At 52.0% G+C, this 14,262-nt stretch carries 12 protein-coding genes and 1 pseudogene; 9 read left to right on the forward strand and 4 right to left on the reverse strand.

The features are described from left to right. Positions 1-12 precede the first annotated feature (12 nt). The 4 genes from AC1DWB_RS04920 to AC1DWB_RS04935 all read right to left on the reverse strand — a co-directional run bounded on the left by AC1DWB_RS04920 (position 13) and on the right by AC1DWB_RS04935 (position 3,109). On the reverse strand, positions 13-447 hold the full coding sequence (locus tag AC1DWB_RS04920) for a hypothetical protein (RefSeq protein WP_477539922.1): 435 nt from the start codon (positions 445-447) through the stop codon (positions 13-15). 116 nt (positions 448-563) lie between these two features. Beyond that, positions 564-1,379 (reverse strand): class I SAM-dependent methyltransferase, encoded by an 816-nt coding sequence (locus AC1DWB_RS04925; protein ID WP_477539923.1) that lies wholly within the window; start codon positions 1,377-1,379, stop codon positions 564-566. 88 nt (positions 1,380-1,467) lie between these two features. After that, complete coding sequence (locus AC1DWB_RS04930; protein WP_477539924.1) at positions 1,468-2,148, reverse strand: DUF421 domain-containing protein; 681 nt, start codon at positions 2,146-2,148, stop codon at positions 1,468-1,470. Positions 2,149-2,290: 142 nt separating this feature from the next. Next, positions 2,291-3,109: a class I SAM-dependent methyltransferase gene (locus tag AC1DWB_RS04935; RefSeq protein WP_477539925.1), complete on the reverse strand. Its 819-nt coding sequence runs from the start codon at positions 3,107-3,109 to the stop codon at positions 2,291-2,293. A gap of 207 nt (positions 3,110-3,316) precedes the next feature. Between AC1DWB_RS04935 and AC1DWB_RS04940 the strand changes: the two genes are divergently transcribed. The 9 genes and pseudogenes from AC1DWB_RS04940 (at position 3,317) to thrS (ending at position 14,228) form a co-directional block, all read left to right on the forward strand. Continuing rightward, positions 3,317-4,918, forward strand: coding sequence for a sigma-54 interaction domain-containing protein (locus AC1DWB_RS04940; RefSeq protein ID WP_477539926.1), 1,602 nt, complete (start codon positions 3,317-3,319; stop codon positions 4,916-4,918). Positions 4,919-5,515: 597 nt separating this feature from the next. After that, positions 5,516-6,193, forward strand: a pseudogene (locus AC1DWB_RS04945) (CoA transferase subunit A); the annotation flags it as partial. Between the two features lie 90 nt (positions 6,194-6,283). Continuing rightward, positions 6,284-6,919 carry a 3-oxoacid CoA-transferase subunit B gene (locus AC1DWB_RS04950; RefSeq protein ID WP_477539980.1) on the forward strand — a complete coding sequence of 212 codons (636 nt, stop codon included), beginning with the start codon at positions 6,284-6,286 and terminating at the stop codon, positions 6,917-6,919. 34 nt (positions 6,920-6,953) lie between these two features. Further along, complete coding sequence (locus AC1DWB_RS04955) at positions 6,954-7,724, forward strand: 3-hydroxybutyrate dehydrogenase (protein WP_477539981.1); 771 nt, start codon at positions 6,954-6,956, stop codon at positions 7,722-7,724. A 21-nt stretch (positions 7,725-7,745) separates the two neighbouring features. Continuing rightward, on the forward strand, positions 7,746-8,711 hold the full coding sequence (locus tag AC1DWB_RS04960) for a 3-hydroxyacyl-CoA dehydrogenase family protein (RefSeq protein ID WP_477539927.1): 966 nt from the start codon (positions 7,746-7,748) through the stop codon (positions 8,709-8,711). After that, positions 8,704-9,903 (forward strand): acetyl-CoA C-acetyltransferase, encoded by a 1,200-nt coding sequence (locus AC1DWB_RS04965; RefSeq protein ID WP_477539982.1) that lies wholly within the window; start codon positions 8,704-8,706, stop codon positions 9,901-9,903. Before AC1DWB_RS04960 ends, AC1DWB_RS04965 begins: the two co-directional genes overlap by 8 nt. Before the next feature lie 369 nt (positions 9,904-10,272). Beyond that, entirely contained in the window at positions 10,273-10,467 is a 195-nt protein-coding gene (locus AC1DWB_RS04970) for a hypothetical protein (RefSeq protein ID WP_477539928.1), read from the forward strand. 473 nt (positions 10,468-10,940) lie between these two features. Beyond that, positions 10,941-11,861, forward strand: coding sequence for a sporulation protein YtxC (gene ytxC, locus AC1DWB_RS04975; protein ID WP_477539929.1), 921 nt, complete (start codon positions 10,941-10,943; stop codon positions 11,859-11,861). 414 nt (positions 11,862-12,275) lie between these two features. Next, the gene (thrS, locus tag AC1DWB_RS04980) at positions 12,276-14,228 is read left to right on the forward strand and encodes a threonine--tRNA ligase (protein WP_477539930.1); all 1,953 of its coding nucleotides are present in this window, start codon (positions 12,276-12,278) and stop codon (positions 14,226-14,228) included. Positions 14,229-14,262: the final 34 nt, after the last annotated feature.

Here is a 14,262-nt window from a genome sequence, read left to right on the forward strand (position 1 = left end):
CACTAGGAGCGATCATTGAACCTTCACAGCAAACGCATATAGTGCGTTGCCTTTTCGCCATTCCGCGTGTATGGAGTACAAGTAGGTGCCTTTCTCAGCGGGTAGTTTGAACGTTTTCGACTTCAACTCCACTTGGCTGATTTCGTCACGACCTTCCCATTGAGACAAAACCATTTTTTTCGGGTTGCTGCCGAAGGATAGTTTCAGTTCAGTCCCGGGAGGGAGAACAGCTGCATCTTCGTCGATCTTCACCATGTCAGATGGACCCGGTGAATCGGCAATGACATGTCCGGCTAAGAACCTCCAACTGTACCCGCCGCGTTCAACGTGAACCTCCTGCTTCCCAGCCTTGATGGTAAGCATAGGAGGGCGATCACCACAGCCGGCAACGAGCAGGAGCATAAGCAAAGAGACAAACAGAAGAGCAAGTCCGAACGTTTTTGTCATAACCTGACACCGCCATTTCAAATGGTAACTAACGGGAGGATTCTATGATGGATAGACGTGACGGACTTGCTGTAGGTTGCAGTTATGTAGTGTGGTCTTCGTGCGAAAAGGGGAGCTCAGTCTTTCCTGCGCCCGATGTACAGAATATGCGAGGAAGTAGCTAGCAGATAAGGGCTTGCAGCAGACTCCAGAACCCAATTCATCACTTGTTCATACTCTTCTTCTCCGCGTGATCTCCAATAGTCCCACTGCTCAGGCTTCATCGCACCAGCGATGCTGCCGGAACTGATCAACTGGGACTGCTCGAACCCATGCGCTTCCATGAATGGTGCGATGTCTTCGATGTTGTAGTAATATGCACCGGTAAAGCGGCCGGTATCGCTATGGTCGAACGTTCCGGTGTCCAGGAATCGAGAGATGCCGGCGACCGTGTTGTTCGGCTTCCAGTGCTCGGGATAGAGTAACGAGGTCGTCAGAAACCGAAGCTTGGACATGAACGCCACGAATACAGGCGCACCGGGCTTCGTCACCCGATGTAGCTCTTGAATTGCTCGGACTCGGTCTGATTCGGTCTGCAGGTGATACATCGGACCGAGCATAAGCGAACCGTCGAACTGCTCGTCGCCGAACCGGCTCAAGTTCCGTGCGTCTGCGGGATAGAAGCCTTGGAAGCGATTCGCCAGCTGCAGCTCCTGCGCCTTGCTGCTTGCCTGCTCCACGAGACGGGGGGTCAAGTCCGTTAAGGTCAGATCGTACCCCAATGCGGCCAACTGCATGGCGTATTTCCCCGGACCAGCCCCGTTATCTAGCACGTGGCCGGACGACGGCAAATACTTGCGTATGTAATGGCTGTTCACAAGAAACTCAATAGGTTCGCGATCAAGCCGTCCCCACTCGTCGAACTGGTTATAATACTGAATGATGGATTCCATACAAGTCCCCTCTTCTAGAAAGTAATTTCTCGCTATTATATCTGAATAGAGCGAAAAATCAACTTATTTTTATTTGGGTTAGAGGGGGCTATTCTTTCTGCTGATAGAAGAGTGTTCCGTCTGGTTGATGCTCGGCATAAAATACATGCTCGGGATTCAAGTTCTGTAGCTTGCGTCTCAACCAGTTATGGTCCAGACCCAAATTCGTCAAGTTTTTTTCCATAATCCGACCGTCCACGATCAGTTCTGTTGGGAGATTGTTCAGAGGCTGAACAGGCAAGTTCATGTCTTTGCGGGTTGGCGATTGCTCTTCCTGATTTTTCAGCAGGCTCAGCTTCCCATTAGGCTCCATAATGGCGTAATCCACTTCCTTGATCGAGAAGGTACCTCGTTCCCGAAGCAGCATATTGAGGTCATCCAGATTCATTCTTAATCGGCTGATGGCCTTTTCCTGAAGAAGCCCATTCTTAATAACGATAGTAGGTTGACCGTCGATGGCGACGCGCAAACTTGAAAATTTCAGACTGATATATCCAACCGCTATTGTAAGCAAAGCCCACCAGATCAAGCTAATGAAACCGTTCCAATAGGGGGTTTCACTTTCACTTGCTATGTCAGCCGCGATACCGCCGATTGTAATCCCAGTTACATAGTTGAAAAAAGTAAGTTGACTCATTTGCTTCTTGCCCATAATCCGGGTCATGACCAGCAACGCTATAAAGGCGCCCGTGCTTCGCATAATCATTTCGACAAAATTAACGTTGCCCATAAACGGAAATCCCCTTCCTCTTCCGGGAAATTTCAATACGAGAGGTTCATTGGAATCTAGTATATCCTTGTTAATCCAAGATGAACCGAACTCGGAGACCCAGTAGGGGCATTAGGATAACTTAGCTGAGGAGTTATACGATTCAGCGTAATCGCGGCTTCTCCGCGATCAGAAATCGATAGCCGCCTTCGTAGGCTTCTTGCTGCAGCACATGGCCGTACTTATCCGCCCACGTCCCATCGAGCCAATCTTCGCTTAGCCGCTTCACCAGCGGTTGTAGCACTTCTGCTGGCGCTTTCGCGAGCGGCGATGTGTTGGCTTGAAACGCCGCATCCAGATACAGGGCTGGCCGCCTCCAGGCGGACAAGAAGAATCCGTCCTCGATGTCGTGTGGGACGAGAAACGGCACGACGCGCACGGTATCCGCCGAGAGGAGCAGCCCGTCAGCCAGCAGTCCCGTGACCTCTGCGATCGGCTTGTATACCGGATACGAACGCTCGAGAATGGGCGCCAAGTAATCGCGGAACCAGCAATCGTCGGAGCAGAGCCTTGGGTCTGCGGCGAAGATCACGATACGTCCGCCGGGCTTCAGCACCCGGCTCATCTCGCGGAAACCGGCCGCCAAGTCCGTGAAATGATGTGTAGCCAATGTGGAAATGACCGCATCCGCACAGCAGTCCGCTAACGGCAGTGCTTCTGCCGTGCCTTCCAGCCAGTGCAGATTAGCGTGGCGGTTCCCTTGTGCGCGCATGACTTGTGACGGCTCAACAGCTGTCACCTGATAGCCTCGTTCGGCGAGCGTACAGCTGTAGTTACCGGTGCCGGCACCAACATCTACGATCGTCGCACCGACGGGAAGCTCTAGTGCGTCTATCAGGTGCTGCACGATTCTTGGGTCGGCGTGGCGGGTGGAGCGATAGGTCGTACCGATAGTATCATAGTGGGCTACTGGCTTGTTCATTGCGTTTCATCTCCAATTATATTTTTTGACCATCATAACAACTTTCCCTATTCGCATCCATCCTTTTCTTTTGCGACGAGTGGTCAACAAGATCATTGTACGAGTCTATCAAGTGTGCTACACTCTCATCACTTGCAAGAGAAGGCCTTGATCCGAGTATAGGGGAAATCAGCAGCTCCAGCAGGGGCCGGAGAGTCAGGTGGACGTATGATTATTCATAAAAACGGTTGGGTGCATCGGCAACTGCGCCGGGTAACAGATGCGCTGGCGAAGGCCGAGGAGCAGCAAAAACTATATCGGATCGCACTCGAAAGCGCCTATGAGGGCATTGTTGTGGCTGATCGGAATGGATATGTGTTGGATGTGAACGTGACCTACGCTTCCTTTATCGAGCGGGAAAGAGCGGAGCTGATCGGGAAGCACGTAACCGAGGTGATCGAGAATACAAGGCTGCACATCATCGCCAAGACAGGGAAGGCTGAATTCGGGGAGCTGCAAAAAATACGCGGACACTGGATGATCGCGAACCGGATTCCCGTATTTAGCGAGGGCGAGCTGATTGCCGTTGTAGGCAAAATCATGTTCCAAGACATCGACAAGCTGTTTGAGATGAATGCGAAATACAAGGAGATCAAATCTTTTCTGCGATCCAGTGAGCAGATTGAACGGCCTGCTTTTGCAGCCAAGTATCGGTTGCATCACATTACGGCTGTCAGCCGTACGATGACTGAATTGAAGTCGATGGCGGAGAAAGTGGCGGGTTCGAACAGTACGGTACTCCTCACGGGTGAAAGCGGGACAGGCAAGGAGTTGTTCGCCCATGCGATCCATCAGTTGAGCGGAAGATTCTATGGACCGTTCGTAACTGTCAATTGTGCAGCTGTACCGGAGACGCTGTTCGAGTCGGAGATGTTCGGGTACAAGGAAGGTTCCTTCACGGGGGCTAAGAAGTCAGGCAAACCTGGGAAGTTCGCGCTGGCGCACAAAGGGACGATCTTCCTCGACGAGATCGGGGAGCTATCACTCGGCATGCAGGCCAAGCTGCTCCGGGTGCTGCAGGAGAAGGAGATTGAGCCGGTGGGTGGTACGCCTGAAGCGGTAGACATTCGGGTTATCGTCGCGACGAACCGCAGTCTTGAGCGGATGGTAGAAGAGGGGACATTTCGACGCGACCTGTATTATCGGTTGCACGTAGTCGAGCTCTCGATCCCGCCTCTGAGGGAAAGGCCGGAAGACATTCCGCCATTGTGCAAAGAGCTGCTGCATGACATACAGCCGACTGTACCGGGCAACGATGGCGCGGTCACGATTGCACCGGGTGTGATGAAGCTGCTCACAGCCTATGATTGGCCGGGCAATGTGCGGGAGCTGCGCAATGTGCTTGAACGTGCGTTATTCATGATGGACGGACGACGGATCACGGTGGCCGATCTGCCCGTTCACTTGCAGCAGCTAGCTACTGGAGGAAATGGCGGTAGCGCTAGTGAGCGAGGAAGCGAAAGTCGAAATTGGAGTCGAAAGGTAGGAACTTCATCGGATTCGGATGAGGGGCGAGAAGCTCATGCAAGCCAAGATGGCCACGAAAGTCGTGAGGTTCGCGAAAGTCATGCAGTAGTAAGGATAACGGATGGTCACGAGTTGCCGAAGTCTGAAGAAGAGGCTGGTACCCTTAGAGAAGCAATTGAGCGGTTGGAACAGCAGTGGATTGAACGCGCGCTCCATGAAGCAAACGGTGATAAGTTGGCGGCGGCGCACAAGCTGGGGCTGAGCAAGTCGGCGCTTTACGCCAAGCTATACAAATTCAAGTAGAAGATCAAGCAATGCTGCTCTGTCCGTGATGACAAAAGTGAATTCGGACCAGACAGCACGGTTGTTGTTATAACGAGATCGTTCTACGGAGTAACGGACACAGGATCCGCAATTCGCTTCCAAAACGCCATATTCCACCCGCTTGCGGACACAGGATCCTTTATTGGCAGTGAAACGGCAGAAATCGGCTCCGTTTCGTGTGAATAACGGAACCTCTGTCCGTTAAACATCCAAAAGGGCATCCAAGACGGATATAACGGATCTACGGTCCGATCATAAACAGGGGCCTCGTTGTGCCCTCATCAACACACGTCTAATGTGTTATTCAACGATCTCTGTGAACACGGATATGAGCCTCGGATTCCGGATTACAGGAATTCAAATTCCTGTACACTGGAATCCGGTGGATCGACTAAGGCTGTAACTGACTAAAGAAAAAAAGTTCAAATCTGCTCGAAAGCCGCCAACCCTGTTTACTGGCGGCTTTTCGACGTCTAATCCCCCAGATTATCCCAAGATAACCGCGTCTCTGAGAAAGTTGGCACGATTTTTGCTTAATAGAGAAGTATCACCCTATCGAGGAGGCATGGTCTAACGATGAAGCCGATTTTAACTTCTTTCCAACAAGCAGTAAGCGATATTAAGGATGGCATGACGATTATGGTAGGTGGCTTCGGTCTTTCCGGAATTCCGGAAAATCTGATTGTGGCGCTCGCAGACTCTGGTGTGAAGGACCTCACAGTCATTTCCAATAATTGCGGGATCGATGACTGGGGGCTTGGTCTGCTGCTGCGCAATCGTCAGATTCGGAAGATGATCGGTTCTTATGTTGGCGAGAACAAGGAGTTCGAGCGGCAGGTGCTGGCGGGTGAGATCGAGATTGAGATCGTTCCGCAAGGTACGTTGGCCGAGCGAATTCGTGCTGGCGGTGCAGGAATTCCAGCGTTCTACACGCCAGCTGGGGTAGGAACACCTGTGGCCGAAGGACGCGAGGTGCGGGAATTCGCAGGCAAGAGCTACTTGCTGGAGCATGCGCTTAAGGCGGACTTCAGTCTGGTGCGGGCGCTGAAGGGTGATCGCATGGGCAATCTGATTTACAACTATACCGCACGAAACTTCAACTCTATGATCGCCGCTGCAGGTGCAATTACGATTGCCGAGATTGAGCAGCTCGTCGAAGTAGGGGAGCTTCCACCTAATCACGTTCACACGCCCGGCGTCTATGTGCAGAAGCTGATCGTAGGTCAACAAGTGAAGCGAATCGAGCGGCTGACAACGTCAGCTCCTAAGCCAGCTCAACCGGCCGCTACAGGCAGCTCGGTCCCAGCACCGCTTCAAGACGAGAAAGCCGCTGTCCGCGAGAAGATCGCAAGACGGGCTGCAGCAGAAATTCATGACGGCTCCTATGTCAACCTGGGTATCGGGATGCCGACGTTGATCGCCAACTACATCCCTGAGGGACGCCAAATTGTGCTTCAGTCCGAGAACGGCCTGCTCGGAATCGGTCCTTATCCGGCTCCGGAGGATGCGAACGCCGACCTGATCAATGCCGGGAAGGAAACAATCTCGTTAATACCGGGAGCGGCTTTGTTCGATAGCGCAGAATCATTCGCGATGATACGCGGGGGTCATATCGACATTGCGATTCTGGGAGGAATGGAAGTATCGGAGCGGGGCGATCTTGCTAATTGGATGATTCCCGGACAGATGATCAAAGGGATGGGCGGGGCCATGGACCTCGTTCACGGGGCCAAACGAATTCTCGTCATTATGGAACATGCAGCCAAGAACGGGCAGCCCAAAATTTTACGAGACTGCAAGCTGCCCTTGACTGGCGTTGGTGTCGTCCATCGAATCATTACAGAGCGCGCTGTTATCGATGTGACCGCAGACGGACTTGTGTTGGTGGAAACGGCTGTAGGCTATACCCCGGAACAAATTCAAGCGACCGTCGAGCCGCGATTGATTATTAGTCCTGATTTGCGAGCAGAAGCCTATTAAGAGGTTGTGGAAGGAGGAGGCAAAGCCCATGCACATGCCCAAAGTGGCGGTTATTACCGGTGCGGCTGGAGGGATTGGATTCGCTATTGCGGAAGCTTTCGCGGCTAACGGGGCTGTGGTAGTGTTATGCGATCGAAACGAGTCGAAGGTTATTGAAGCGGCTGGCCGTTTAACGGAGCAAGGTCATTCAAGTATGGCTCTAGCGTTTGATGTGACGGAGGAGGAACAGTTGAAGCAGGCGATCGATCGTGTTGCGTCCCAATTCGGCCGCTTGGATGTGTGGGTGAACAATGCAGGTGTACAGCATGTCGCGGCAATCGAGGACCTCCCTACAGACGTATATGAACGGATGATCCGCCTTATGCTCGTCGCGCCTTTTATGGCTATCAAGCACGTTTTTCCACAGATGAAACAGCAGCGCTTCGGACGTATTCTGAACATCGCCTCGATTAACGGACTGGTCGGGTTCTCAGGGAAAGCGGCTTACAACAGCGCGAAGCATGGAGTGATTGGGTTAACGAAAGTAGCCGCGTTGGAAGGAGCCGAGCACGGAATTACGGTGAATGCCCTGTGTCCCGGTTATGTCGATACGCAGCTTGTCCGCAACCAGTTGGCGGATTTGGCTAGTAACCGTGGAGTACCGCTGGAGAAAGTGTTAGAAGAAGTCATATACCCGCTTGTTCCGCAAAAAAGACTATTGAGTACGAGAGAAGTGGCTGATTATGCGGTGTTTTTGGCGAGCGAGAAGGCTGGGGGCGTCACAGGTCAAGCGGTTGTTATTGATGGCGGCTATACAGCCCAGTAGATGAGGGAGGCGGAACACACGATGATAGTAAAAGCTGCCGTACTTGGCTCTGGAACGATGGGGCATGGAATAGCTCAACTGTTCGCGGCATACGGCCTGCAAGTGAACTTATATGATATTAGCGAGACGGCACTACAGGTAGCGGCCCGGCACATTCGCCGTAACTTACAGCTTATTGCAAGTGAGGACGGCACCCAACACGCGCCAGATCTGGCTGCGATAGAGGGGCGAATTTGCTATACGACTGATTTGGTGAGCGCAGTGTGTGATGTTGATCTGATCATCGAAGCTGCACCAGAGCGAATCGAGGTCAAGCAAGAGCTGTATCGCAGCCTGGAGCCCTTAATCAAGGAAACAGCTATTGTCGCATCCAACACCTCTACCTACCCACTGGAGCAGTTAGCAGAAGGAATAGCTTTTGGCGATCGGATGCTTATTCTGCACTTCTTTAATCCCGCTATTCACGTACCGCTTGTCGAGATCGTTAAGATGCCGGCCACAACCGAATCAGCGCTAGAGCCAATTCTCGACTTGCTTCGCGGCTGCGGCAAAGTACCTGTTGTGCTGAAACGCGGTGTGACTGGATTCATCGCCAACCGGCTGCAAGCAGCCATTCTTCGGGAAGCGATTCATTTGCTAGAGAGTGGTGTGGCGGAAGCTCACGATATCGATGCAGCGGTGAAGCATGGCCCGGGACTTCGCTGGGCGTTGCATGGTCCGCTCGAGACGGCCGACTTCGGCGGGCTGGATGTGTGGGAGAAGGTAAGTGGACAATTGTTCCCGCTACTGAATGATAGTCGTTCCGCACCGGAGCTCATCCAGCGTAACGTACGTGAAGGTAGATTAGGAGCTAAGAATGGAAAGGGTATCTACGACTATGTGGATGCTTCAGCAGTAGAAAACGAGCTGGCCATTCGCGACCGCAATCTGATTCGGTTGCTGCGTGCTAGACAAATTCCGCATGATGGAGGAAACGAACATGAATGAAGCTTACATTATAGATGGAGCACGTACGCCCTTCGGAACATTCGGGCAAGCGTTCAAGCAAGTATCGGCTACAGAGCTTGGCATAGTGAGTGCGAAGGAAGCGCTGCGCAGAGCCCTCGTCGAACCGCATCAGATCGACCAAGTTATATATGGGAACGTTATTCATTCTTCGATAACAGGTCCTTACGTGGCACGTCATATTGCCTTGAAGTCCGGCGTTCCTGTTGAGGTGCCCGCTCTTCTCGTCAACCGTGTCTGCGGCTCCGGGCTGCAGTCCGTTCTATCGGCTGCTCAGGGCATCCTTCTCGGTGAATCTTCCTTCGCCCTCGTCGGAGGTGTGGACAACATGACGCAGGCGCCTCATGCCGACTTCACGAGTCGGTTCGGCGGTGTGAAGCTCGGGCCGATTCAGCTGGAAGACATGCTGATGCATACACTGACCGACCACTATGCCGGTTGTGGGATGGGCGTGACGGCCGAGAACCTTGCCGAGCGTTACGGTATTACGCGCGACGCTCAGGATGAGTTCGCGACGTTGAGCCACCAACGCGCAGCGGCAGCTGCACAATCCGGCAGGCTGGCGGAAGAGATCGCGCCCGTCGAGATCACGACCCGCAGCGGAGTCATCACGGTCAGCGCGGACGAGCATATCAAGCCGGAGACGACCGTCGCCGTCTTGGCCAAGTTACGCCCGTCCTTCAAGAAGGACGGCGGCACCGTGACCGCTGGCAACTCCAGCGGTATTAACGACGGCGCGGTCTCGCTCGTACTCGCCAGCGGCCAGGCGCTTGGCGATCGGCAGCCGCTCGCCCGCATCGTGTCGTGGGGGCTCGCTGGCGTCGAGCCTGAAGTGATGGGCATCGGGCCTGTCCCAGCGGCCCGTAAGGCACTCGAACGCGCAGGACTCTCCATCGGCGAAATCGATTTATTCGAGATGAACGAGGCATTCGCCGCCCAATACCTCGCTGTCGAGCAGGTGCTTGAGCTCGACCGCAATCGGACCAACGTGAATGGCGGCGCGATTGCGCTCGGCCATCCCGTGGGTGCCAGCGGCTCGCGCATCCTGCTGTCGCTCGCCTACGAGCTGGCGGCTCGCGGCAAGCGCTATGGGCTCGCCGCGCTGTGCATCGGCGGCGGCCAAGGCATCGCCATGATCATTGAGAATATGCGCACGCCCGGAACCGGACGTTAAGTGTTAGAAGTCATTATCGAATCGAATTGCAGGTTGCCAGCTAGGTGTTGGGTATATTTGCTTTGAAGGTTGCGAAAGAATAGTTGATGCAGCGTACTATAGCTGCTCAACCATTCTTCTTTTTTTGGTCACTGTTTGAGCGAGGCAACAAAATGTTACACACACATCCCTATAATGAATTACTGAAGGCGAAAGAGGAGCATGGGTAAGCATTATAGCCTACATATTTCTCTCCGCGCTTAAGCTGGGTTTGAACCGGTCTATCCGTCCGTTAACGGGTAAAGTAGAGTGAAGGAAATCAGACCCTTTTAGCGAATATATCTGAGGCGTCTACTGGCAAATAACAGATTTTGAAGGGCGGTCATATAAATGAAATCTATTGGATTTTTACTAATGGGACTGGCATTGTTAACATTAGCATTAATAAAAGTAATAAATGAAGCTATTTCCATGCAACAAAATATCAGTAATGATTATGTACCTGGTTATGTATATTTGATCATTATTCTTGTGTTTTTAATGGGTGGGTTTGCTTTTTTCAAAAATTTCAAAAATAAATCTTAAATACGATGTTCAGAATGGATAACGTGACTACACTTATGTAAGAAGAAATAAGAAGGCTGCTAAGTATTTGATGGCAGCCTTCTTATTTTTTGTACAGATTACAACATGTTGGATGTCTGTGATTACCACGGAAGCTCTTTGTTGGACAGAAGAACAAAAAAGGGAGTGAGCAGGAGAGTGGAGAAGCGAAGCGTCCGCCTTTGAAATCGATTCCTAACCACGACAACATTTCAATCCGAGGAATCGATTTCAACAGCGGTCGGAACCTCCTGCTCACTCCCTTCGCGCGCCAAACGGAACTCAATACGCCATGAACCTGACCGATGAGTTTATTTTCCTCCGAGAGTCCAACCATCCAGCTATTCCCAAAATGGTCGATACCAAATTGTTGTTTGTATATCCGCAAGGAAGGGGCCATATACTTTAGGAAACAGCAATAGAGCCGGTAGCGGCGATGGAAAGGAGTGATCGGCGTGGAATTGTTCAACATTATCGTACCGAAATCGTTGTCTGAGGAGAGAGAGTGGCTTCAGCAACGTTTAATGGAAGCATTCGATCAAATACATATGCCAAAGGGATCCGTGCAGATCAAGGGCAAGTCGTTCCGGTCGTTTTTCTCGCTGCAATGCACGGGTGTTCTGCCAGGCTTTCAGTTGGAGACATGGGGAAGCGAAGTGCTGAAGAGTGCGGCTAACGTGCTGTCAGCGTTCATCATGGAACACGTTGAGACGAAGCTGCTGCGGGAAGTGATCAGCGGGCCGTACCACTACGAAGAGCCGCATGATGTGCAGGCGATTGAGAAGTATTGTGCTCAATTGCTCAATCAGTCCGAAGAAGCGGAGGGCATGCCGAAGCCGCGAATACGCCGACAAGAGAAGGTAGCACAGCTGATCTTGGCTTATCTGGAGCTGAACAACGAGCTCAATATTCAAGGATTGATCCGGTTCCGTCTGACGGAATACCGGGATGAGTTGAAGGAAGTGGTGGAGTACGCCATCGACGAATACATTATGGATCAGCAGTACCAAGAGTTTATTGCGTTGCTCAAATATTTCGTCTACATCCAGGATGCGAAAATTCCGGTTGCCCATCTGATGCACCACGGCGGTCACGAATTCACACTGCTGAACGAGAAGATGGCGCCGATCGATACGAAAGAATTCGATTCCTTCACCGTAGAGCTGTTGGACCGGGAAATTAACTTCGAGGACATGATCGTAAGTACACTCATTTCCGTGTCTCCGCAAAATATTTACATCCATACAAGAGATCCTGAGGAGCAAGTGGTGAAGACGATTATGCAAATCTTCGAAGACCGCGCGCGCGTCTGTACGAGCTGCATAGGCTGCCACACCGTGCTGGGCATTCCTAACAAAGATCAGTTATCACCTTGACAACAACCGACAGCGAGCTATAATTAAGGGATAATAAAGTTCAATTGCAACGACCAAAGACAACAGCCCCGATCATGATTGGCCCAGAGAGAGGAGACTCGCGCTGAAATCTCCTTCCGAATTATTCGGCGGCTTACCCCTTTGCAGCAGAGTTTCCGAACGTTCTTCATGATTGAAGAACCATTAAGAGACGCCGGTTGATTCCCGTTACCGAATTCCTATGAGTTTTCGCGAATGGATCTTTGGATCTGATCTGTACATCCGTTTTTGACGGCGCGAAATGAATTAAGGGTGGAACCACGAGACCGCACGCTCGTCCCTTTCCGGGATGAGGGTGCTTTTTTTGTTCCCAATAATCGAAGTACGGCTCATCCCACCAATCGGCGAATCCAACATAAAGGAGTAGATCAGGCAATGGCAGAAGCAGGGCAAGCGGTAAAAGTAACGTTACCCGATGGTGCAGTAAGAGAGTACGGGCAAGGTGTAACAATTGAAGATGTGGCTGGATCGATCAGCTCCGGCTTAAGAAAAAATGCGGTAGGCGGCAAAGTAAACGGAAAAGTCGTGGACCTGAGCTATCCGCTGCAGCACGACGCGGCCGTTGAAATCGTCACATTGGACGGGCAGGACGGCTTGGAGATGTACCGACACAGCACAGCGCATTTGATGGCCCAAGCAATCAAGCGGATATATGGCGACAAAGCAGTCAAGCTCGGGATCGGACCGGTTATCGAAGACGGCTTCTATTACGACATCGACATGGAACAGCCGCTCTCTTCCGAAGATTTGCTCAAGATTGAGAAAGAAATGGAACGCATTACGCAAGAGAACTTGCCGATCAGTCGGCGCGAAGTAAGCCGTGATGAGGCTTTGCGTATATTCGGAGAAATGGAAGACCCGTACAAGCTGGAGCTCATTCGCGATTTGCCAGAGGATGTGGTGTTGACGATCTACGATCAGGGTGAATTTTTCGACTTGTGCCGTGGACCTCACTTACCGTCGACTGGACGAATCAAAGCATTCAAGCTGTTAAGCGTAGCGGGTGCTTATTGGAGAGGCAATTCCAAGAACAAAATGCTGCAACGTATCTACGGAACCGCCTTCCCGAAGAAAGCACAGCTTGACGAACACTTGGAACTGCTGGAAGAAGCGAAGAAGCGCGACCATCGCAAGATCGGCAAAGACTTGAAGATGTTCACTTTCGCCAAGGAAGTGGGTCAAGGGTTACCGATCTGGCTGCCTAAGGGTGCGAAGCTTCGCCAAGTGATGGAGCGCTATATCGTTGACGTGGAAGAAGCATTGGGCTATTCGCACGTGTATACGCCAGTGATGGGCAGTGTGGAGCTGTACAAAATTTCTGGACACTGGGATCATTATCAGGAAGACATGTTCCCTAAGATGGAGATGGACAACGAGGAGCTTGTGCTCCGTCCGATGAACTGTCCGCACCATATGATGGTGTATAAGAGCGACATGCGCAGCTATCGCGATCTGCCAGTCCGTATTGCCGAGCTCGCTAACCAGTTCCGTTACGAGATGTCTGGCGCTTTAACCGGATTGCACCGCGTTCGTGCCATGACCTTGAACGATGCTCACATCTTCTGCCGTCCGGATCAGATCAAGGAGGAGTTCTCCCGGGTGGTCAGGTTGATCCAGCGCGTATATGAGGATTTCGGCATCAAGGATTATCGGTTCCGGTTGTCCTACCGCGATCCGAAGGATACAGAGAAGTATTACCAGAACGACGAGATGTGGGAAATGTCACAACGGATGCTGCGTGAAGTAGTGGAAGAGCTCGGTCTGCCATTCTATGAGGCAGAAGGCGAAGCGGCCTTCTACGGTCCGAAGCTGGATGTACAGATTCGGACGGCGTTGAAGAAGGAAGAGACACTGTCAACCGCACAACTAGACTTTTTGTTGCCAGAGCGCTTCAGCCTGGAATACGTCGGGGAAGACGGCAACAAACACCGTCCTGTCGTTATTCACCGCGGTATCATCAGCACGATGGAGCGCATGACCGCATTCTTGCTGGAGAACTTCACTGGCAATCTGCCTACTTGGTTGTCTCCGGTACAAGCGATCGTCATCCCGGTCAGCAGTGCGTTTGATGATTATGTGAAGCAAGTGACTGAGCAATTGCAGGCAGCAGGTGTGCGCGTCGAGGCGGATTACCGCAACGAGAAGCTCGGGTACAAGATTCGGGAAGCTCAGCTAGAGAAGATCCCTTACATGCTGATCGTCGGCGAGAATGAGAAGAATTCCGGCACTTTATCCGTGCGCAAGCGTGGGGAAGGCGATCTGGGTGCACAGAGCACCGAGGTGGTTATCGCCAAGATCGTCGAGGATATTCGCACGAAGCAAGTTTAGTACGAATGAGGCTCTCTAAGGATTATGCATCGAA

The sequence above is a fragment of the Paenibacillus sp. P4_E11 genome (assembly GCF_056401635.1).

Coding starts and splice junctions, on each gene's coding strand:
- AC1DWB_RS04930 (WP_477539924.1), bottom strand. CDS start 2,148: ATGGGCAACGTTAATTTTGTCGAAATGATTATGCGAAGCACGGGCGCC.
- AC1DWB_RS04940 (WP_477539926.1), top strand. CDS start 3,317: ATGATTATTCATAAAAACGGTTGGGTGCATCGGCAACTGCGCCGGGTA.
- AC1DWB_RS04920 (WP_477539922.1), bottom strand. CDS start 447: ATGACAAAAACGTTCGGACTTGCTCTTCTGTTTGTCTCTTTGCTTATG.
- AC1DWB_RS04965 (WP_477539982.1), top strand. CDS start 8,704: ATGAATGAAGCTTACATTATAGATGGAGCACGTACGCCCTTCGGAACA.
- AC1DWB_RS04935 (WP_477539925.1), bottom strand. CDS start 3,109: ATGAACAAGCCAGTAGCCCACTATGATACTATCGGTACGACCTATCGC.
- AC1DWB_RS04970 (WP_477539928.1), top strand. CDS start 10,273: ATGAAATCTATTGGATTTTTACTAATGGGACTGGCATTGTTAACATTA.
- AC1DWB_RS04960 (WP_477539927.1), top strand. CDS start 7,746: ATGATAGTAAAAGCTGCCGTACTTGGCTCTGGAACGATGGGGCATGGA.
- AC1DWB_RS04925 (WP_477539923.1), bottom strand. CDS start 1,379: ATGGAATCCATCATTCAGTATTATAACCAGTTCGACGAGTGGGGACGG.
- thrS (WP_477539930.1), top strand. CDS start 12,276: ATGGCAGAAGCAGGGCAAGCGGTAAAAGTAACGTTACCCGATGGTGCA.
- AC1DWB_RS04955 (WP_477539981.1), top strand. CDS start 6,954: ATGCCCAAAGTGGCGGTTATTACCGGTGCGGCTGGAGGGATTGGATTC.